Below are 21,759 nucleotides of genomic sequence, written 5' to 3'. Positions count from 1 at the left end.
CCAAGGAAGAGACAGCAGAACTACGTACTTAAAACTGGAGAACAATCACCGGTTGGGATGACTTCAAAATGAGCCATAATTGTTTAAAGCTTCCTACAAGCCAGTACATTACAAGTTTCGGGGGCTTAGTTTCGTTGGAAGTACAAGCAAAGTTGGAGAGTAGAACATCTACACATTTATTTAAGATTACTGGATCTGCTGTATCCATTAAGTCGCAAAAGCCCCAATAAGGGGCTTCCAAGACTTAGCTAAGTGTTACGAAATAGTCACTCTTTGATAAGTGATCGGCTGTAATTCCTTTACTTTTCGCACGTTTAGCAACTCTTTCTTTGTAGGACAGATTTGTTTTACTACTAGTAAGGGATGCTCTGTTTTTAAAGTTTTTGTTTCTAGATTGAGTAGGTTTATCCATAAGTTACTCCTTCAGAAATCTTCTCAACTCCGTAATAGTTAAGCGGTCTTTAGTGTACTTTGAGTTAGCTTTTCTTACTTGCCCTACACTTATAGTGTAGGCGACTGAGCTAGAGTCAGGGTGCCACTCTATACACTTTTTTCCATTCGAACTAGTGTTTTTTTCCCACTTTCGCACACCGTCGTCAATACTATACTGCCAAGGGAAATAGCTTTCATCAACAAAAGATAGATCATTTACGACTTCAATGGCTGACATATATCGGTCATCGGGGTCTGGAGACATACACTTAGTAATTACGTTTTTAACTTTACTATGTATGTGTGCAGGAAAAGCATTTCTTGCAGGGAAATCACCTGCTTGAACAGCTTGAATAAAAGTATGACCTAGCGTGCCGTCAGGCTCGCGGAAAGTATCTACTTGACGTTTAAATTCATCACTACCAACACACATGCGATACATTGTTAAACCAGCTTGGTAAATATCTAGTAGGTTTGTATATTCCCCACCTTCAAATGCTTCTGGAGGCATGTGTGTGCCGTATAACTGGTTTGGAGTAGCAAAGCCATCCTCATCAGAAAACTTAGCTAAGCCAAAATCGGACAACATAGCTTCATTCCGGTCTGATAATAGGATGTTGTCAGGTTTGATATCGAAATGAATCAGTTGGTTTGAATGGATATTGTGTAAGCCAGATAAAAATTGACATGAAAAACGGACGATTTCACCGAGAGTGAGATAACGCTCGCTCATATACTTGCTCAATGAACCATTCTTATATAAAGGCATAGCAATATAAACATGACTGCTGTCCTCACAAGCATAGTTCACTTGAACAACATAAGGGTGTGGATTTGCGTATAAAATCCTAGCTTCATTGAAGTACTCGGCTGGATTAGGTAATGCTCTACTGCCTTTTTTTATTTTCTTAACTGCCATGATGGCGTCTAAGCAAACATCTCGAACTTTCAGGACAACGGAGTTTCGCCCTTCATCCCCAATTCGCCCGAGTTCATCAAATCTTACCTCTGCTACAGTGTAATCAAGCATTTTTTGCCCCCATTGCTGCTAAGATCGACTCTCGCTCTTCCTTGGAGTAGTCAGACCAATCGTCCAAATGTTCAATAGTTTGTGTTCCTTCAATCAATGGCTTAATTTCTCGCGAATGGCGTTCTAGGTGGCTAGCAATAGTGACTATTGTTCCTCGAAAGTACGATTGCAGGCTACTACTGGCGAAAGCCTCTTGAATAATTCCTTCAAATTGAATACGGGTCACGTTGGGTTTCGCCTTAGGGTGAGGTTCGCTTAAACGAATCCCAGCTTTTTGTACCTCGTATTCACGGATGATATCTAGAATTGTGATTCTCAGGTATTTGAGTTTTTCTGGAGTTTCAAAAACATTGGGGATAGCTATTTGTTCGAGGTTTATAATTGAGTCATCTGTAGAATCATAGACGCAAAAGTATACAGTACTAGGAGAAGCTCTTAAGCCTAAAGTATTCATGTGAATCTGATAGTTATTTGTGGTTATAAGTTGGGCGAAACAATAATAAAAAACCATATTACGTACAAGAAAAATATCATGAGATTGCACTGCAATAAGTTGCGCTCGGAGTGGTTTCTATACATTCATTCTTGAACTGTAGTGGCACACTTAGTTTGGTCACATAGCTAGATTAGAAAAAATAAGTCAAATGAAGCTTTGGCGATAGCTGTGTTGAATCGGTCGAAACAAGGAATGGGGCAATTTCGTGTTACCAACGGCGTCAGTCGTGACTCTGTACGCATGACCAAAAGTATGGAAAAACTCTATATACGTGGTCAGTTTTAGTGAATTACTAGAATAGGTATCTACTGAAGAAAGACAAAGAGTAGACGTGATTGTGAAGCTCTAATATGTGTGATTCATAGACATCCTTTCAACTATACTGGGTGTTTATGGACAGAGAAATCCAACAAAGACTACAGTGGGTAAAAATGTATGAGGAATGTGGTGATGCAGGCCTCGTATGTCGACGCTGTGGTATTTCCAGACCAACATTACGTAAGTGGGCTAAGCGATATAAGCAGTCTGGAATCGTTGGTCTGGAAAGCCAGAGCAGACGCCCTTATTCATCCCCAGATACCAAAGTCACTGATGAGCTAAGAGCATTGATCCTTACGATGCGTCAGAAACGCAATTTAGGGGCGCGGCGTTTACAAACGGAATTAATCCGACTTCACCAAATACACCTAAGCACCGCGACACTCCATAAAGTTTTATCCGAAGCATCAGTCAAACCCATCGTAACTTACCGACGCAAAAAAGATTTCCAAAGATATGAGCGCCCAATTCCTGGTGATAGAGTCCAAATGGACACCTGTAAAATAGCGCCTGGAATTTATCAGTATACAGCTATTGATGACTGCTCTCGCTATCGGGTTCTAAGGTGCTACTCTCGGCGTACAGCAGCAAATACAGTCGACTTTATCGATTGTGTCGTGGAAGAGATGCCATTTCCTATCCAGCGTATTCAGACGGACAGAGGGCGTGAATTCTTTGCTGAGAAAGTCCAGAAACAACTCATGATTTATGGGATCAAGTTTCGCCCAAATAAGCCTGGCTCACCTCACTTGAATGGCAAAGTGGAACGCTCGCAGAAAACAGATAAAAGTGAGTTCTATCCGACCATAGATGTCTCTGTGGGGCTGGAAGAACTGGATCTGCTACTAGCTGAATGGCAACACTACTACAACTGGGAACGGCCCCACAGCTCTTTAAATGGACTAACCCCGATAGACAGGATTACTGAGATATCTGATCAAACTCCTTTGTCTGAAGAGGTATCTCAGCACTACCAGATCAAGAAAGAGCGGTTTCAAGAGCAGAATTACAAGCTCGATCTTCAGCTAAGAAAATTGAAACCATCTCTATGAATCACACATCTAATACCGGTCTTTAGCATGATAAAAGCGAGTAGCCAAATGAAATGGTTCTCGCTTTTTTAATCAATTACCACGTTCGATTCGAGATAAAAATTACCCAGTAAACTCTTCAGAATCGGGACGATTGGTAAACTGCACACCATTTAAGAAGTCGCACAGCAACTGGTCTTCACACTGTTTGTAGTTTTTGTTGTTTGGCTTGCGGAAATACGCACCAATTTCGTATTTACTTAAACTAATACCAACCACTTCTAATACGTCCAACACATCTTCTGCTTTCATGTCTAGCGCAATACGTAGCTTCATGAGAATCATGTTGTTGGTCAACGTGGCTTCTGGCTTAGGTTGCTCGCCGTCTTTTTTTCCTCGCTTGAGGTTAATAAAGCCATTTAAGAATACCGCTAACTCTTGATCCTTCATCTTAACGCAAGATTTGTCGCTTTCATCTTTTAACCAGTTTGCCACTTTATCGTGAGCCACAGTGACTTCGGCCTGCTCGAAAGCTTTCATTATCTGTGCGTTTTTAAGGTTTAACGCGTGTTGGATACGACGTAAAATTTCGTTGTTAGTCACTAGGGATTCCTAATATGAGTTCTAAGGGTGAATAAAAATCCATCAATGACATGCGATCTGTGGGTATCTTTATTCAATAGCGTAGTTGACGGTGACTCTAACAGAGAACACGTTTGTTCGGTAGGTTAAAAAATAGAAATAAGATGGCCTATTCGAACGAGTTAGCGAAGTTGGTAAGCCCCCACTTTCATAGACACTATGCTGATTAGAAGAACCTAACTGTTATTTGTGAGATAGAAGGTTACTGGCAAGGAATGGGCACTTCTGAGTTACGAAGTGCCAACTATTAAGGTTCCGGGCAGTGATGAGTTAGAGAGCATGCCAAATTATCAACTATCTGAAGATTTGAAGTAATAAAGCTGTCAGTGCCGTAAAGCTCACTTTCAACATGGTTATTTATTCAAATCTTGTGCGACAACCACTTCGCTCACCCAGATAGGCATTGGGTCAATGCCTCCTGCGGCGATGCCACGGCATAAACCGGTAGTACTGTCGTTCGAACGAACCATTGTTTTGCCATCAAACACCCAGCTTTCAAAGCTCCAGCAATCCCCTAATCCTCGACCTTTGTGAGCCGAAGAAACGATGCCGTCAGAATAGTCATTGCCGGAGATATTAAGGAGTTTGGGAAGAGCAGATTCGCCTTCATCCAACAACCAGTAGCTTGAACCATAGTTATAAGCTGCCATCCAACAAGATGCTTCAATCAATGATTGACCGTTATTAAACTTTGCAATAGAGATTGAAGGCGACTCTTCAAACAGCCTGCCGCACTCAGTGCTGTCTCCCTCATCCTGATAGGTCGCACGAAGTTGTGGTAACAATTTGGCGTACTGAGCAGATTCTGGTTCAAGCGATTTCATTATTGCATCGCCGCCAACATTCACCAGTGTGGGGAGATCCGCAGCAGGGATCACCTTGGACTCAGCGCTCTGCCCTTTTGCGACAATGGCAAATGGAGTGTTCTGACGCCCCTGATATTCATCCATCCTTCGAAACACCGCACTAGCACCATTGCCAGACAGTACCCAGTTGGATTTACCATCACCAATTTCTATCAGCGAATCTTTGGTCACCACAGCGAGAAGGGCTTGAACTTGCATAGCTGTTAGGATGTCATGCTTTATCGGCCCCAAATCCTGAGAATCGATATACAGATTTATCTGCTCAGGCCAAGGATCGAAATCAGATTCGTCTCCCAGATACACTTTGGCTGTTACTGGCGTTGCAGGGCCTGCTTCACGGGTAAACATCACAGCAACAGGATTAAGGGTGTCTGTATCTGAATAGCCAGCCGCTCGGCAGGTGCCTGTATTATCACAAGCGAGATACCAATCTTTGTGCTGAAAACTCTCTCCCTCAAACGCATTGGCAGAAAAAGCCACCAAGCCCAATGTGTATATAGCATTCCGAATATAGAGCATTAGCTTATTCCCTTTATACCATCTTCATGATTCAGTCAGTGAGCATACCATTGCCCGCTTAGGTTAGTGAAAACAGATAAGCTACTCATTTGTTGAGAGTGTTGTGTTTGTCATTTTTGCTAATAGCCCACCAATTCGTTTACGCATCTCGCGTCTATCCACAATCATGTCGAGTGCGCCGTGCTCTAAGAGGAACTCACTTTGCTGAAAGCCTTCAGGCAAGATTTCGCGAACGGTTTGTTCAATAACGCGACGCCCTGCAAAGCCGATCCTTGCTTTGGGCTCACCAATGTTAATGTCACCCAGCATTGCCAAACTCGCAGAAACACCACCAAAAGTTTGATCGGCTAATACCGATATGTAAGGTAATTTTGCCTTTGATAGCGCAGAAAGAGCGTGTTTTCCTAGGCAGTGCTGCACATAGATTGTCGGTATGTTTGTATAGACAACATATTAAGAACTCTCTAATTAAGAAAGTTAAAATTTAATTTCTCCTTGTCACTTATTGATATTTTAGTTATTCAGTAATGTTGTTTTTACTATAAGGCAATAAAAGGGGTAGGTACTTTTATATTATTAGAAATCTTGATAGGAAAGAATTGACCTAAATATTATGGTATGAAGTGTTGAATTTATCTTTACATGTTTAAAAGTTAACTTTTTGTTGTGATTAAATAACAACAAATAGTTAGAGTTTAACCAGTTTTATCAAAAAAATAACATGTTAAATTAGTGGTTTTTAATTGTTTTTTTGTATTTTTACTCAAGTTGGAAATCTATTTTTATTGCGCAGAGTGTGATCGGGTTAACTTTACGTAGCCTACCAAGTGTGACAGCTGTTTAATACTGATTTTTTTGTATAAGATTTATTTGACGTTTGTAATGTTCACCCTATTTTATAATTCTTCTAACGTCAGAATGAGGAAAAATAATGAGACATGGCTTGTTAGTTCTTGCCACCATGGGGATGTTGTATGGGTGTGGTTCAGGTGACAGTAGTTCGGCAGACGGGCGTTCTAGTAATGGAAGTTGCGCTGCTGACACAAAAGTAGTTCAAGTGACAGACAGTTCAGTTAACCGCAACAGTTACCACTTCTTCCAGAACACATGTAATGACTTGGTCTACACTGGTACTCTGGATTTAGCAGAAATCTGGGGCTATAAAACAAACCTTCCGTATACCGGTTTTTGGGATCACAATGTTCAAAGGTATCGATTGGTACGCACTAGCGATAACTTTGAACTGTTTGCAAGCTTACCTCGCACGCCAGACAATGATGAAAAATCACAAGGTGCGATAGTATGTACAACGGATATTTCAGTTGATGGAAAGTACACGAATACAAATATTACGATTTATGGTGCTACAATTAACGGATTCTGCTATCAGAAGGGTGTTGAGAACCCTATTATCGCAAATTATAATGTCGATTATGAAACATTGACACAATCTCAAATAACTGAACTAACCAATATTGTTCTGAAAGGAAATCCAACAGGAAGTCACTTTACTCAAGCGATGAATAGCGAGAAATTAATGTTGTGTAAAGTATCTCGCGATGAGGATATGGGAAAAACACAGTGTGCCAAATAATGTGTTTGATTGAGCTGTCTACGATTTTTATAGACGAGTAATATTTTTTATTCGCTGATAAGTAATCCTCCTAATTTTGAATGTGTGAAAGCATGCTAAAGCAAAAAACAAGAGTATGAATTTCGACACAGCCTATTATTCCTTTAAAAGGCAAACGCCACCTTGCGGTGGCGTTTGTTTTTCATTTGTCTTTCCAACTAATGATCAGTGGAAGTAAACCACCATCTCGACGTCATCGCCTTGTTGTGGCGCGTTGAGTGAAAAATGCAGATAACCCGCTTGCTCAACAGGAATCGCGAGGTATTGGTTGCTGCCAGCGTAGCGAGATGCAAACTGGTGCTGCTCTGGGGTTGGCCAATGTTCACGGCTGGCGTATAGGTTCACGTTGCCTTGGCTGTCCGAGGAGGTGAGATCGCTTAGCCAAATGCGCACTTCGCTCACGCCCTCAGGTACATACACAGCGGCGTAGCGCTGCTGGTGGACGGTCAAATGCTGTGCCTGACCGGATTGCAGCATAACAGGCGCAAGGTCATCTTGCTCTTGGGTTGGTGGTGTGGGTGCCGCGGTGTCTATTGTTGCGGTTAGGTTCACGGCTTGGTAACGACCACGACCAGTGACGCTCAGATAGTAGCGGCCCGGTTTCACGTAGCCAGAAGCGTCGGCGGCAAACTGAATTTCCTCATTGCTGCCATCGACAAATTTGCTCACTTCAAAATCGTAATAGTGGGCCACTTGGTTGTAACTCATGTAGAGATCCGCATCACCATCGCCTTCAATGGCTACGCTAAAGTGGGTGGTGTTGGCGGGCACATCCACGTAGAACAGCTTCTCACTGTAGGCTTTGCCGCTGAGGGTGATGCTCTGATTGGCCTGTAATTGCGTCACACCATCGCTAGGCTCTGTTGGCGTATCTGGATCGGTGTCTGGGTTTTCTGGCGTCACTTCTAAGCCATCTAACCAGCGAGCAAATTCGCCGTCGTATTGCTGGCCAAGGGTTTGTACTTGCTGCGCCCACTGTTCGAACTGGCCAGAGCGCGACAAAGCCAACAGCCCCTCAACCTCTTGTGGGTGGTTTTCCAACATGAAGCGCACCGCCAAATAACCCCAGCGATAAATGCGATTGGTATCGTGCGAGTAGCTGGTGGCAAACACTTGCGAGAGGCTCATTTTCCCTTGGGCAATCAGCTCAATGGCTGCTTGGTAGCCCTGTTTGTAATGCATGTACTCAGCAAAACCTTCTAGCCACCAAACCACATAACCGTGAGCGAGGTTGTCGCTAAACGAGCCATATTGGTTAAAGCGCGCGTCCAAGTAGTGGGTGTATTCGTGCTCTAGGTTCAGAATCGAGAGTTCTTCGCCATTGGCGTAGCGATAGGCGACAAAACGAGCGGTGTTGTGTTCATCGGCCGGGTTGCCTTCAAGGTACTGACCACCGTTGTCGGTGGTGTTGCCAAACAGAAACGCGGAGTAATCGACATAGCTGTCGTTGTTGGCAAACACTGCCACTTCCACACGTTGGTTGTGATCGTCCGCCACTGGCTGCATGCCAGTATTGGCCACTTGGTGGAAATCGGCTTCTTTGGCGGCCAACACATCACACGCTTTGGCGGCTTGTTCTGGAGTGAGATCTTGTGAACGGATGATCGCTGGGCCTTGGCATTCGTGGCGGTTAGGTAATACGCGAGCGGCGAGATCGCGCTTCGCTTGCGGCAAATCCAAACCATTTAACGCTTCTGGGGCGAAGTAGCTGAGCATTTCCACCGCTGCAAGCCACAACTTATCGTGCTCGCTACCCAATGGATAACGAGCCATCACGCGTTGCATTACTTGTACGGCTTTCTGTTTAGTGGCTTTGTCTGGGCTGGCGATCAAGCGGCCCGTTTCGCGCAGTGCGTTAAACACCAAAAAATCGGCATCAGTATCGAGCGCCCATGCGTTGTCATTAGCGAATTTTTCCAGCATATCAATGTGTTGAGTGTTGCTGGCAAGGTAGCGATAAAACGCATCGTTGGCGATATGGCCTGCCATCGAGCGGAACAGGTTGTTGAGGCCATCAACCCACTGAGTATTTTTCGCTGTCTCAGGGTTAAACTGTTGCAGCGCCAGCATCATGGCGTCCATGGTCAGCGGCAGTTGCTTAATGTTGTCCACCATCAGCGTGAGGCTCTTCATCGCCCCCACTTGCTCGCGCCCTTGATCAAGAGCATGAGGGTTGGCTAAAAATGCGTTGATGGTATGGGCGAATTGCTGGCCTAAGAGATCGGAAAAGGCCGCTACGTTTCCTGCGTTGTAGCGAACGTAGTAGGCAGCGCGAACGTATTCGCCTAAGTTTTCAATGGCGCGCGCTTGCTCGGCTTCGCCTTGATACGTTTGTACCGCTTGGTGCAGTGCGACTTGAACACGGCTTAAGCTTGCTTCGCTGTAGATGTTGTTCAACGTATCGGATGAGGCAGAAAACCAACCACTGTAACAGGCGTAATCTGCACTGGAGATGGCAGTGGCAAGATCGGGCGACTGCTGCAATTGGGCCACATCACATTGGGTTTGCCCAAAAGACGCACCAGAGATCGATGCGAGTAAACAAGCCAGAGCCAAACGGCGACGAGGAAAAGGAAGAAGATGAGACATAACAACACTCATTGATTAGCAAAATAATTTGAGCGGTGTGTTATATGCCTTATGCGTTATGAAATGAAACTAGTCTCATAAATTTTATGAGCTCAGTTCAGAAAATAGATTTATTACTCTAATTTATAGAAATGACGGCATGAATTTTACTCGTTGAAAACGTTAATAAAAATTTAAACAAATGGAACGAAGTAACGTATACGCAGAGTCAACTTTGACTCAAAAACTCGCTTTTGCAGCGGGAAAAAGTTTGCGGTAACGTGTTTGACCAGTGAATAAGGAGTTAACGTTTGAGACAGTTTTTTATTTTACGACATGGGCAAACCCAGTTTAATGCCGAGCAAAAATTACAAGGGCACTGCAATTCACCCTTAACGGAAAAAGGTCAGCGCCAAGCATTGAGTGTGGGCAGAGTGTTGCAAGCCCATCTTGAGTCAGGCTCATATCGCGTCTATTCCAGTTCGTTGGGCCGAGCGTTGCAAACGGCAGAGATTGTTTGTCAGCAGCTAGATTATGCGACCGACGAGATCATCGCCGATGATCGATTAAAAGAGTTTTCGTTAGGAGATTGGGAGCAAAAAACCTTGCCCGAGTTGCAAACGACACGGCCGGATCTTCTTGATGAGGCTGATTGGTATCTACAAGCGCCCAACAGTGAGCGTTATGAGCAAGTACAACAACGTTTATCACAATGGTTGGAAACGCTGCCAGAAACAGGACGCTTTGTAGTGGTAAGCCATGGATTGACGGGCATTGTGCTGAGAGGGATGTTGCTGGGACTGGACTACCAGCAAGTATGGCAACAAGATCTGCCTCAAGATGCGTTTTTCAAGATCGAGAAGGGTCAGGTTGAACGTATTGATTGTCCACTTGTCGATCTCGAGACGTTAGTGATGCCTGCTTAGTGCGTGACACAGGTTTCGGCAATCACAAACCAGAGCCCATGGCTCTGGTTTGTGTTTTTGTACGGTGACGTTACATAGAGCAACTGAGAAGTGAGACCTTTGGCGCGGATTGAATATATTAGCGTAAGTAAATGTAAGTTAGCGTAGTCAGGCAAACTGCATTTGTTACTATCGATAGATGTATAGGTCAACAGACCCTAATGATAAGCGTCAGTATGGAATATTTTCAGGTTATGGAGTCGATTTTGAGTAAAATTCATCCCAATGAGGAGGGTTTTTACTCGCTGCATCTCGACGGGCTTAGGTTTGAGAGTGCGTTCCAACCCATCTATGACAAGACGATGGCCATTTATGGTGTCGAATGTTTGGTGAGGATTTTTGATGCACAAGGGCATTCCATCAATCCAGGGCTTTTTTTCAGTGAACTGAGTGATCAACTCGAGCGCTTCTCGTTTGCTATTTTGGCTGCCTCGACCTTGCACGTACGAAACTTTGGCAAATCGAACTATCGTGACAAACACCTCTTTATCAACACTTCTCCGCTGCTGTTTGAAGAACTGGCCAACAATCCGAGTGCCATTGATCACCTTGTGGGAGCGCTGCATTACTATGGTCTAGCGCCCAGTCAATTGATTTATGAAATCATGGAAATGGCAGGAGACAGTGAGCGACTGGCCGTCAACGGCGTGCAAAACTTACTGAATAACCAAATCAGAACCGCAATCGATGACTTTGGCAGCCACTATTCCACCAAAGAGCGGGTTCGTATCATCCGCCCCGCGTTTGTCAAAGTGGATAAAAGCATTATTCAGGCGGGGGTGAGCCCAATGCAAAGTGCCATCGCCTGCGCGCATTCGGTTAACGCGCTAACCATCGCAGAAGGCATCGAAGATCAGCAAACCTTAAACCAGTGCATTGAGGTTGGGTTTGATTATTTCCAAGGATACTACTTGGCGCGACCGACCAAACCCATGTGAGTGCTTACTTAAAGTAAAAGCCCGCTAGGCCGCTTAGCCTAGCGGGTAAAGTTACCTACAGCTCGTAACGTAAGCCGAAGTGGTAGTAGCTTTCATCGGCATGCGCTCCCCCAAAGGAAGTCTCTTGGCCGCTGTTGTAGCCGCGCTCGCCGTTGCGATCCACATAGCTGGTGTAAATGGAGGAACGAGCGGTCAACTTGTATTGCACTTCTAAGGTGGTATCGCTCAGTTCTAGCTCGTCGCCGCCGCTGTTTTGCAATGAGCGATAACCCGCACGCAGCGCCCATTTGTCGCTAAGGTTATACACCGCCGTCAGCTCCGTCACTTTATCGGTACTGGTTTGTGTGTAGAAGCCTTGCAGTTCATCTTCAGAATAGAGCGCCCCGAGCATCACATCACCCAAGTAATAACGTGTGCCGACACCCCAAAAAGTGTAATCGGTGTCGTTGCCTTCACGTGCGTCACCTTTGTTTTTCTGCATCGCCACCACTGGCGCTAGGCGGCCAAAGTCCCCCATGTCGATGGTGTAACGCAGCGCGGCGTTGTAGCCGTAATCGAGCTCGGAAGTGTTGTTGCCCAGAATGTAAGCGGCAGAAACATCAAGATTGCCGAACTGATTTTGGTATTGCAGTGTGCCGTCTTGACGGAAAACCTGAGTGGCGGTTTTGTCCACTTTGTTGGCTTGGCGCGCCATCGAAACATCGGAAGAAGCAAACACATCGCCAATGTCAGTGAACATGATCAAGCCCGACGACACACGGCCACCCGTGATACGGCCATACTCTTTGGCATCAATCCCCGCCCACACATAACGCGCAGTCAGAGCCGGTTTGTCGTTCACTTGGTTGGCGTATTCTGCCGCGCCAACTTGATACTGCGCCATGCCGATCACCGACGCATGCTCGTTAATGGTTTGCGAACCACTCAGGCCAATACGGCCATCAAACTCGCCTTTGCCATCGCCATGCGTATTGTTTTTGTTGGTGATGTTGAAGCCCAAACGAGAATAGAGATCGACCGTTGAGCCATCCTCTGCTTGATAAATTTCTGCCGCCAAAACGGTGTTGGAGATAAATGCCGCAGGAAGTAGCACAGAGAGAAGCGTTTTTTTCATTTTCATAACCTCAATGAGATGGGAAGTTTTCCGTTTTTTTAGACACAGCAGCGCCCCTTCCGATGGTTCGAAATCCTAAAAGCGGTGTCTGTAGGGTTGGGTTAAGGAGTGCGCCCTTGAGTGCTCAAAGGCGCGGCCAGTTCATTCCTATAGGGGGAAGAATGAATCAGCTTAAATCGACGTCTTTGCTGCCAAAGAAGTAAGTGGCGAGGAAGCCGACCACGTAGGAGATGAGCAGGCCAACCACGAAGACCGCCATGCCTGCGAAGATGCCGCTGTGCGATGTCATCAGTGGGATCGCCACGATACCAGAAGGGCCAAACACGGTATTCAAACCGACAGGTAAGCCAAGGTAGGAAACCAAGCCGATGAAGAAGCCGCCCGCCGCGCCACCAATACAGGCCGTCACAAACGGTTTGACGCGTGGTAGGGTGACGCCGTAAATCAGTGGCTCACCGATGCCGAGAATGCCCGGAATGATTGCCCCTTTCACTTGCGTGCGCAGTACCGCGTCTTTCTTCGCTTTGAAATACAGTGCCAGTGAAGCCCCCACTTGGCCGCCACCCGCCATCGCCAGAATTGGGAACAGAGAGTTAAAACCTTGTGCTTCCATCAGCGCAAAATAGACAGGCACAAAGCCTTGGTGGATACCAAACACCACCGAAATCAAAAACAGACCAGCAAGAATCGCTGCGCCCAGCGGGTTGTCGTTGAGGTTCAAGAACAGCCAAGACATGCCTTTGAACAGCTCGCCACCGATAGGCATGATCACCACAAACGTGATCACACCCATGATCAGCAGTGTGACCACTGAGGTAAGAATCATGTCGAGATCATCGGGCATGTATTCACGAACTTTGCGTTCCACTTGCGCACCAATGATCGCCGCCAGCAGCACGCCGATAATGTTGCCTCGCGGGTCAATGGTGTAGCCAAAGAACTCACTCATGCCCGAGTAGATGCCAGAGGTCGCATCAGGGTTGTAGCCCAGCACAAAGAGTGACGCGAGAATCGCGCCGTTCACGCCAGAGCCACCAAAGGCTTGCTGCGCGTTGTAACCAATCAAGATGCTCAGGAAGGCAAACAGCCCTTTGCCAAACACTTTCATGTAAGCGATCAGATCGAGCATAAATTGGCTTGGGGTTTGTTCCAGCACGAACATTTGCTCAAGCAGCGTAGCAAAACCAAGCAGCAAACCAGCGGCAATAAAACCGGGGATCAGCGGGGTGAAAATGGTGGCAAACTTGCTCAAAAAGCGTTGCACCGCGCTGGTCTGTTTGCTCTTCATTTGCTTTTTCTGCTCAGCGGCGACGCTGGAGAGATCGTTCGTGTCGCTGGCAATAGCCTGTTCTTGCACATCGCCATTGATGACGCTTTCAATCAGCTTGTTCATCAGTTCCGCCGCTTGCTGCGCTTTGCCGGGGCCAAGGATGATTTGAAATTGCTCATCGCTTTCCACCACGCCCATGACGCCGGGGATTTGCTTAATCACGGCTTGATCCGCTACGCCATTGTTGGCCAGCGTCAAGCGAAGTCGGGTCATGCAGTTGCCACATTTGCTGACATTACTGCTGCCACCCACCGCAGCCAGCAGCTGCGAGATCATTGTTTGGGTTATCTTTGCCATAACGGTCTCCTTGAAACCTCAATGGTTACTTGTCGTTCAGCGCAGCGCGGATAAAACCGTTGTGCTGTTGTAGTTTTGTTTTGGCTTGCTCGGCATCCAGGCCAGAAAGAATCATTAAAATCGCGGTTTTGCAGTGGCGATCGCAGGCCTTTAGGGCTTCTTCTGCTTCTTCTGCGCACACGCCAGTGGCTTCCACCACTATGTTGGTTTGGCGTTGGATCAGCTTGGCGTTGGTCGCTTCCACATCCACCATCAAGTTGCCAAACACTTTGCCACTGCGGATCATCGCGCCAGAGGTCAGCATGTTGAGCACCAGTTTTTGCGCCGTGCCTGCTTTCATGCGAGAAGAGCCTGTGACCACTTCTGGGCCCACCACGGGCAAAATGGCGATTTGCGCCGCATCGGCCATTGGGCAAACCGGATTGCAGGCGATCGACACCGTCGTTGCGCCAATCAAGGTGGCGTATTCCAAACCGCCCAACACATAAGGTGTGCGTCCGCTTGCGGCAATGCCGACCACCACATCGTTGGCCGTTAGGTTGAGTGATTTGAGATCGTTTTGTGCTAGCTCTCGGTTGTCTTCGGCATTTTCCACCGCTTTTAGAATGGCGGTGTGGCCACCCGCAATCAGGCCAACCACGAGCTCTGCCGGTGTGCCGTAAGTGGGTGGGCACTCACTGGCATCAAGAATGCCTAAGCGACCCGAGGTACCTGCACCCATGTAAATTAAACGGCCACCGTGGGCAAACGCATGCGTGATGGCATCCACCGCTTGGGCGATGTGCGGCAAAACCGCTTCTACCGCCAGTGCGACTTTCTGATCTTCTTGATTGATGACTCTGAGCATCTCGACGGTGGACAGGGTATCAATCTCTGCACTGGCTGGGTTGCGGCTTTCTGTAACCAAACGGCTTAAATCAATTTTCATGACGGACATTTCTCGATAATAGGTTTTGAACTGAGGGCGATTCTATGGAATAAAATATTCAGTTTTGGTGATAAAAATCACACTTAAGGTTATTCTTTAGGCAGATGAACTCTGGAATAATGGGTCTAAGCAAAGCGCGAAAATAACCGCAATTGAAAGAAAAATTGCTTTTAATTAATGGTTTGTGGTTTTCGGTTTTTATTTCTTGTTTGGAATAATTTATTTAAACTTTTTTTGAGGTTTACTGTGTCTGTTATCAATAAAATCGTCGCAAGACGAACTCAGTTGTCGCAAAGTGGCCGAGTGATTGGCGATTGGATTGTAGAAAACGCAGAAAAAGCGGCGCAATTGACCAGTCAAGAGCTGGCAGAGCAGGCACAAGTGAGCCAATCGAGTATCGTCAAGTTTACTCAGCGACTCGGCTTTAAAGGTTACAGCGCGTTTAAGCTCGCCCTGACGGAGGAAATTGGCCGCAAACAAGCGATGCAGGCCACGCCGTTGCACAGCGATATTTTGGCCGATGATCCGCTGGCGGTGATTGCGCAAAAGCTGATTAAAGCCAAAACCGACGCGATGTTTCAAACCACCAATGCGCTCTCTTATGAAGCGTGTCATCAGGCGGTGCAGTGGTTAAGTGAGGCAAGGCGAGTGCAGATCGTCGGTATTGGGGGTTCGGCGTTAACGGCGAAAGACCTCAGTTATAAGCTGCTTAAATTGGGCATCACCACCTTGGCTGAGCAAGACAGCCATGTGCAGATCGCGGTGGCGCGCACTTTGAGCGAACAAGATGTGCAAATTGCCATCTCGTTTTCAGGAGAGCGCAAAGAGATCTTGGTGGCGGCCGAAGCGGCCAAAGAGCAGGGGGCGAAAGTGATTGCGCTCAGCTCACCGAAAAAAAGCCGGTTGCGCCAAATTGCCGATATGACCTTCGACACCATCGCCGATGAAACCGAGCATCGCAGCTCGGCGATTGCTTCACGTAGCGCGCAAAACGTCATCACCGATTTGCTGTTTATCATTTTGGTGCAACTGCGTGATGAGAGCGCTAGGCAGATGATCAGCGACATCTCCTCTGATATTCGGCAGATTTTGTAGCTCAGCGCCATTCATTGCGCTCACCCTGAGCAAGCAGTGCATTGCTTAATAATCTTGTGAACCATCGTGCCTTGCGAAATCAGCAAGTTAGCTGCGATGGTGTGCGCCTCGCTTGCTAGACCCGACAATAACTCCTATCATGTCGCGGTTTTTCTCTTCTTTGGATGCTTTTATGCTCAAATCGTCTCTTTCGCCTTCCTCTTCCAATCTGGTTCTTAGCATTCTTGATTTGGTGTTGAACGAAGGTTCGCCTCTGGATAGAGCCTATTCTCGCCACTTCTCTGAGTTGAATTTGATCAGCGCAGAGCAAGCACGTATTACGATGGTGACTGGTGATTTGCTGCGTCGCCTCAACCTATACTGCTTTTTGGCCGATATCGATGCGTCGAACATCAGCCGCGAGAGCATGCGTTTGATTCACATTTGGCATAAATTCCACGGCTTAGCGCTGCCAAAAACCAATTACGCAGAAGCGATTGAAGACGATCTTTTCCAAGCAAAAATGGAAGAAGCCAAAGCGCAACCCGCCCTGTGGGATGGTTGTCCAGAGTGGCTTGATGTATTGGGTGAGCGAGAGCTTGGTGAACTTTGGGCAGCAGAGCGTAGCGCACTGGCGAAACCGGCTAAGCGTTACTTACGCGTTAACTTACTCAAGTGTGACCGTGATGATCTTGCCAAACGTTTGAACAAAGAAGGCGTGAGCACCGTACCTGTTGACGGTGTGGAAAGTGCGTTGGAAGTGACGTCAAACTCAGCCCTATTTAAGACGCAATCTTTTGCCGACGGTTGGTTTGAGCAGCAAGATGCTGGCTCGCAAAAAGTCGCGGCGGCATTGGAGGTAAAACCGGGCATGCGCGTGATCGATGCGTGTGCGGGCGCAGGGGGCAAAACCTTGCACTTGGCCGCGATGATGGCAGGTAAAGGCCGTTTGCTGGCGATGGATGTTGAAGAGTGGAAGCTTAACAACCTCAAAGAGCGCGCGCGTCGTGCTGGTGCACATAACGTTGAAACCCGTTTGATCACCAGCAGCAAAACCATCAAGCGTTTGAAGCTATCGGCGGATCGCGTGTTGCTCGATGTGCCGTGTTCAGGCCTTGGCGTTCTCAAACGTAACCCAGATGCCAAATGGCGTGACACCGAAGAGCGTTTGCCAGTATTGATGGAGCTGCAAGCCCACATTTTGGCTAGCTACAGCCGTATGGTGAAAGTGGGTGGCATGTTGGTTTACGCAACGTGCTCCATCATGCCGTGTGAAAACCGTGGTCAGGTGGATGCGTTCTTAGCGGCGAACCCGCATTTCCGTTTGATCGATGATGAAAACATCACCCCAGCCAACTCCGGCTTTGATGGTTTCTACTTAGCGCGTTTAGAGCGCATCGCAGAATAACCTAGCGATTGACCCGTCATAAAAAAGCCAGAATCGATATTCTGGCTTTTTGCTTATTGGCCATGATCTTATGCAAGACCGTGACAGCAGAAAGGCTTACAGCAAGTCAGCAATGGTTCTTGCACGCTGTAGCAGCGCTTTATTGTCTGGGTCGGCGTACATGGCAGCCACCACTTGCTCCATGTCGATCTCATTGCCGACCATTTTCTTTGCCGCATCAAACGGGTAGACGCCCTTTTCAAACTCAGCCAAATCGTAACCCAGTGAGTGCAGCAGCCAAATGGCGCTCGCACCTGTGTGGTAGAACACGCCAAAGCCAAAGTCATCGCGTACTTCTTTCGCATTGGCGTAGCTTCTGGTTAGCATGCTTGGGTGGACGAAGGGAAAGTGATGTTCATCGCCAAACATTTCACGGCTGAGTAGCGTTTCCACGTAGTATGCACTGCCTTCATACAATTCTTGGCCAAGCCCCATATGACGGACCAGTTTAGCCGCAGAAGGGTCGATGGCGATTTGTTTTTCAGTCAGCGCGACGTATTGCACCAGTTTGCCAAGCAGCTGCTCATCGGTCAGCGTGGCGGGGAGATCGCTAAACAACGCTAACGTCAGCAGTTTTAGTTCGATCAATGGTTGGTTCACTGGGTAGTTGGCCAAATCCTGAATGTAGGATGCCGGGCGCTGAAAATACGTGAACTGATATTGATGAAAGTTCTCATGAACATTGAGCCCGATAGTGCTGTTAACCGGAGAAATATCGCTGTTCATGTCGTTGTCACTCACCTGCTGCAGATAGAATTTTCCACCTTGAAACGCGTAATCAAAGTCATAGATGCCATTGCCTGCTTTGAGTTTGTCTTGAGCAAGATGCATGTTGCTGTCATCTCTATAAGCTCTTAAGTTGGCGCTCTCTACGCTGCCCAGTGGTTGCATGCTGTTTGCCAATGTTGGCGGATTGAGAATAAAAGCGCTGATGGGGGATTCACTGGCATCAACACGCAGCAGATACTGAGGCATGGTTTTGTAATAGGTGGCGTAGTTTGGCCAGAGGTTTTGCTCGTCGATCAGCTCGTACGCTTGTGCGATTTGTTGAAACATTTGGCGATCGATCGCGCTGCTGAGGCCAGAATCGGGTTTGGTTGTCACGCTTCCCACCTGATAAGTGGTTAATTCGGCTTCAGTCATGTAGTGCATCCCGTCAGAAGGGGCTTTTTCTAAGGTGAAGAAATAGAACTCGGACGGTTGAGCGAGCTCCATTGCTCGGTAGTAGCGAATATAGCTTTGGTGATCGGGGTGGTCTTTCGGTAAATCGGCCCCTTGTATCTCTTTGCCATCGTCGCCTTCGGTTGCCCAAGAGTGAACACCGATTTTCGCGCCCGTTTCGATGGTGCGTTGAACACCAGCGATAAACAGATCGGTTCCCCCAGAGGCGATAAGGCCATTGCTGTTGATAAGAGAGTCCAGTCGCTTATTGCGCACTTTATAAGCCAGCTCTAGATTGGCATCGTCGTTGATTGAGCCGCCAACGGTGACGAAGTTGAGTGTTTTGACCTGCGGGTTCTCTTTCATCATTCGCTCAAAGGCGGCAGGTGAGCCACTGCACACAATACCGGTCAGTTTGGCAACCGAACCTTCGACGGTGAAGGTGAGCCCTTTATCACTGCTGCCCAAATTTTCTTGGCAAACTGAGCGGTAAACGCCTTTGCTGTCAACTTGGCCTCCCGAACCTGAGTGTGAGCTGCTTCCTGAGTTGCAGCCTGCGATGACGCCGATAGACAGCGCGAGAAGAGTCAGTCGAGTGTTGTTCATTCCAGTTCCCATCCTTAATAAAACAATGTGCAATTAATTTGCTGGAATCATAACCACAATGAATGAACAAGTATTGAGATGCTTACTAGGGCTTACTTTTTGCTGCTTTTGTAAGCAATTGAAAGTGCAATTTGATGAGTATCTGAGACAAAGAAGAAAAAGAAGGAAAGTAAGGGGCGATGCCCCTTACCAAGATTAACGGAACTCCAGTGGCGAAGAGCGGTAGCTCCACATGCCAAAGGTGCGTAGTGCGTCGCGGTAAATACCCAGTAGCTCACCACTGCTGGCGTGTTTGAGCTCATTCAATGGTTTGTCTGGGTAGGCCACGGTATCAAACGTGATATTGCGCGGGCCGGTTTGCCAAGTGGCGATTTCAAACAGAGTTTGGCCACGGCGTACATGGCTGGCAGAGCTAATGATGGTGGCGTGTTTTACACCGTGACGCGCTAAGGCGTAGGCGCTGAACAAGGCATTATCCACGGTGCTGGTGGCGTAGTTTTCTTCAATAATACGATTCGCGCTAATGCCTCGTTCAATCAACCAATCGGCCATCAACTTGCCTTCGGTTTTGTGATTTTGTGGCACACCACCGGTTAAGATGATAAGCGCTTCTGGATTGGCTTTAGCCATCGTAAGCGTGGTTTCTAATCGCTCGATGAGAATATCGTGCATCGAGCCATCGGGATTGAGGGCATAGCCCAAAGTGACAATGGCGTCGTTCCTGCCTAACTGACGTGTGGCTTTCTCTTTAAGGGGCGTTTGAAGAATGCGATCCACCGTGGACAGAAGGCGTTGCAGATCCGCCGCTCGACCTTGGTTAAGCGTATTCAGTGCCGTGACATGCTGCTGATACGCTTGCTCGTTGCCCTTGAATTTTTGCCATACCGCAAGGTAGGTGTGCAAATCGACATCATCGGGGGCAACGCTCAGCGCCTGTTGAAACAGTTCAATCGCTTTATCGACATTCTTGTTGTAGATCTGCGCGTTGGCGGCAGAAATCAGCAAATCGGTGCGATACGGTTCTAGCTGGTACGCTTCGAGCAATCGATCGGTGACGATTTCCATATTGCTTGGCATTTTTGCCGTGAAACCGGCATGAGATACACGTGCTGGAGACTTAAACGCCACCACGGCATCGTGCAGCAGTTGATCAACCACTTGTCGCTGAGTGACCAGCTGCGCGTATTCAACCGAAGGTTTCACTGTGGTTTGCGCGGCCCATGTACTCATCGGTACGGCAATCACACTGCACAGCGCAATGGCAAGCAGATTCTTCTTCATTTTTCTTCCTTAGGCTTGCGCCAAATGTTGGGGGACAGAAGCCCTCACACTACGAAATTGCCGTGACATTACCGTGAAGTAACACGCAAAAAATTCGCCAATTTTCATTCGTTTGCTTTTTTTGAATCAAAGTGTCAGTTGTGAGAAGGCAAGCTGAACGGCCGCTGGTTTTACAGTGTAAATGGCTCGGACAGCAGGAAGAGGGCGGTTGCAATAACTCTCCATTCATTCTTGTCACGGCGATATTTGCACGGACTATTTGCCTCTTGGATGAAAGGTAACAGCCTGCTTACGTCGCCATTGCGCAAAGCGTGACTGGGCACCCGACTCTTCTCTTTAGGGCGAGATTCTCCTCATTTCAGGAGGGGAAATGTGCGATAGTGCGCAGCAGAAAATGCCCGTAGTGAACGTTGGAAGACGCGAAATGAACAGAACTGAAAAGCAAAAAATGTTGGCTGGAGAGCCTTACAATGCGTGGGATGAAGAGCTGTATGGGCTGCGAATTGAGTGTCGTAAAACCTTGCAGCGATTGAACAATGCGATCCCTGATAGCACCGAATGGCGAGAAGCCATCGACCAGTTGATCCCCCAATCACAAGGTGCCTATCTCGAACCGCCGTTTCGTTGTGACTACGGCGCAAACATCACTTTGGGCAAAAACTTCTACGCCAACTTTAACTGTGTGGTGCTGGATGTTGCTCCTGTGGTGATTGGCGATAATGTGCTGTTTGCCCCCAACGTGCAAATATACACGGCGGGTCATCCGCTAGACGTAAAAAGCCGCGTGGAAGAGGGTATTGAGTTTGGCACACCGATTACCATTGGCAACAATGTGTGGCTCGGTGGCGGCGTGATTGTGTGCCCTGGCGTGACGATTGGTGATAACAGCGTCATCGGCGCAGGCTCGGTGGTCACCAAAGATGTGCCTGCCAATGTGGTTGCGGCGGGCAATCCGTGTCGTGTGATTCGGATGTTGGACGCCACGATTTGATAAACAATTTTTTTTGGTTGATAAAAAATTTTTATCAAAATTCTCCCTTGAACTCTCTCTAACTGACCCTATTTTTTTCTGCGAGAGCGCTG

Annotated in this window: 18 protein-coding genes and 1 pseudogene; 7 read left to right on the top strand and 12 right to left on the bottom strand. The window is 47.4% G+C overall.

Annotation, left to right across the window (positions count from 1 at the left end; translation table 11 throughout):
* Positions 1-244 precede the first annotated feature (244 nt).
* From VV1_RS24870 to VV1_RS20510, 3 genes are read right to left on the bottom strand one after another with little or no spacing between them, the layout of a single operon-like run.
* Positions 245-412: a hypothetical protein gene (locus tag VV1_RS24870; protein ID WP_158306840.1), complete on the bottom strand. Its 168-nt coding sequence runs from the start codon at positions 410-412 to the stop codon at positions 245-247.
* Positions 413-415: 3 nt separating this feature from the next.
* Positions 416-1,462 (bottom strand): serine/threonine-protein kinase, encoded by a 1,047-nt coding sequence (locus VV1_RS20515; RefSeq protein ID WP_011082049.1) that lies wholly within the window; start codon positions 1,460-1,462, stop codon positions 416-418.
* Entirely contained in the window at positions 1,455-1,916 is a 462-nt protein-coding gene (locus VV1_RS20510; protein ID WP_011082048.1) for a hypothetical protein, read from the bottom strand. The genes VV1_RS20515 and VV1_RS20510 overlap by 8 nt, the downstream gene beginning before the upstream one ends.
* A gap of 434 nt (positions 1,917-2,350) precedes the next feature.
* Here VV1_RS20510 and VV1_RS20505 point away from each other — a divergent pair, with 434 nt between their 5' ends.
* Positions 2,351-3,328, top strand: a complete 978-nt coding sequence (locus tag VV1_RS20505; RefSeq protein WP_011082047.1) for an IS481 family transposase — start codon at positions 2,351-2,353, stop codon at positions 3,326-3,328.
* A gap of 102 nt (positions 3,329-3,430) precedes the next feature.
* Here the strand turns inward: VV1_RS20505 and VV1_RS20500 are convergent, their stop codons facing one another.
* From VV1_RS20500 to VV1_RS20490, 3 genes and pseudogenes are all read right to left on the bottom strand, one after another.
* A complete protein-coding gene (locus tag VV1_RS20500) occupies positions 3,431-3,910 on the bottom strand; it encodes a YehS family protein (protein ID WP_011082046.1) in 480 nt (159 codons plus the stop codon).
* Between the two features lie 392 nt (positions 3,911-4,302).
* Entirely contained in the window at positions 4,303-5,334 is a 1,032-nt protein-coding gene (locus VV1_RS20495) for a DUF1176 domain-containing protein (RefSeq protein ID WP_011082045.1), read from the bottom strand.
* Between the two features lie 81 nt (positions 5,335-5,415).
* Positions 5,416-5,730: pseudogene (locus VV1_RS20490) on the bottom strand (acetyl-CoA carboxylase subunit beta); the annotation flags it as partial.
* 535 nt (positions 5,731-6,265) lie between these two features.
* Here VV1_RS20490 and VV1_RS20485 point away from each other — a divergent pair.
* A complete protein-coding gene (locus tag VV1_RS20485; RefSeq protein WP_011082043.1) occupies positions 6,266-6,928 on the top strand; it encodes a hypothetical protein in 663 nt (220 codons plus the stop codon).
* Positions 6,929-7,132: 204 nt separating this feature from the next.
* On the opposite strand, the gene VV1_RS20480 is transcribed toward VV1_RS20485, so the two are convergent.
* Positions 7,133-9,556: a M9 family metallopeptidase gene (locus VV1_RS20480; RefSeq protein ID WP_011082042.1), complete on the bottom strand. Its 2,424-nt coding sequence runs from the start codon at positions 9,554-9,556 to the stop codon at positions 7,133-7,135.
* 290 nt (positions 9,557-9,846) lie between these two features.
* Between VV1_RS20480 and VV1_RS20475 the strand changes: the two genes are divergently transcribed.
* Both VV1_RS20475 and VV1_RS20470 read left to right on the top strand, forming a co-directional pair.
* Positions 9,847-10,461, top strand: coding sequence for a histidine phosphatase family protein (locus VV1_RS20475; protein WP_011082041.1), 615 nt, complete (start codon positions 9,847-9,849; stop codon positions 10,459-10,461).
* Between the two features lie 245 nt (positions 10,462-10,706).
* On the top strand, positions 10,707-11,438 hold the full coding sequence (locus tag VV1_RS20470; RefSeq protein ID WP_231894866.1) for an EAL domain-containing protein: 732 nt from the start codon (positions 10,707-10,709) through the stop codon (positions 11,436-11,438).
* Positions 11,439-11,493: 55 nt separating this feature from the next.
* On the opposite strand, the gene VV1_RS20465 is transcribed toward VV1_RS20470, so the two are convergent.
* The 3 genes from VV1_RS20465 to murQ form a co-directional block, all read right to left on the bottom strand.
* Entirely contained in the window at positions 11,494-12,552 is a 1,059-nt protein-coding gene (locus VV1_RS20465) for a porin (protein WP_011082039.1), read from the bottom strand.
* A 166-nt stretch (positions 12,553-12,718) separates the two neighbouring features.
* Positions 12,719-14,179: a PTS N-acetylmuramic acid transporter subunit IIBC gene (murP, locus tag VV1_RS20460; protein WP_011082038.1), complete on the bottom strand. Its 1,461-nt coding sequence runs from the start codon at positions 14,177-14,179 to the stop codon at positions 12,719-12,721.
* Between the two features lie 25 nt (positions 14,180-14,204).
* The gene (murQ, locus tag VV1_RS20455) at positions 14,205-15,107 is read right to left on the bottom strand and encodes an N-acetylmuramic acid 6-phosphate etherase (RefSeq protein WP_026130983.1); all 903 of its coding nucleotides are present in this window, start codon (positions 15,105-15,107) and stop codon (positions 14,205-14,207) included.
* A 246-nt stretch (positions 15,108-15,353) separates the two neighbouring features.
* Here murQ and VV1_RS20450 point away from each other — a divergent pair, with 246 nt between their 5' ends.
* On the top strand, positions 15,354-16,202 hold the full coding sequence (locus VV1_RS20450) for an SIS domain-containing protein (protein ID WP_011082036.1): 849 nt from the start codon (positions 15,354-15,356) through the stop codon (positions 16,200-16,202).
* Between the two features lie 172 nt (positions 16,203-16,374).
* A complete protein-coding gene (locus VV1_RS20445; protein ID WP_011082035.1) occupies positions 16,375-17,589 on the top strand; it encodes an RsmB/NOP family class I SAM-dependent RNA methyltransferase in 1,215 nt (404 codons plus the stop codon).
* Positions 17,590-17,685: 96 nt separating this feature from the next.
* Here VV1_RS20445 and VV1_RS20440 read toward each other — a convergent pair whose 3' ends face one another.
* Both VV1_RS20440 and VV1_RS20435 read right to left on the bottom strand, forming a co-directional pair.
* Entirely contained in the window at positions 17,686-19,395 is a 1,710-nt protein-coding gene (locus tag VV1_RS20440; RefSeq protein WP_243742167.1) for a COG3904 family protein, read from the bottom strand.
* Between the two features lie 195 nt (positions 19,396-19,590).
* On the bottom strand, positions 19,591-20,625 hold the full coding sequence (locus tag VV1_RS20435) for an ElyC/SanA/YdcF family protein (RefSeq protein ID WP_415843817.1): 1,035 nt from the start codon (positions 20,623-20,625) through the stop codon (positions 19,591-19,593).
* A gap of 475 nt (positions 20,626-21,100) precedes the next feature.
* Between VV1_RS20435 and VV1_RS20430 the strand changes: the two genes are divergently transcribed.
* Positions 21,101-21,667, top strand: coding sequence for a sugar O-acetyltransferase (locus tag VV1_RS20430; protein ID WP_172665357.1), 567 nt, complete (start codon positions 21,101-21,103; stop codon positions 21,665-21,667).
* Positions 21,668-21,759 lie beyond the last annotated feature (92 nt).

The sequence above is a fragment of the Vibrio vulnificus CMCP6 genome (assembly GCF_000039765.1).
Taxonomy (GTDB): Bacteria; Pseudomonadota; Gammaproteobacteria; order Enterobacterales; family Vibrionaceae; genus Vibrio; species Vibrio vulnificus_B.
Note: the sequence above shows the minus strand (reverse complement) of the source record. Positions and strands in the feature narration are given on the sequence as shown.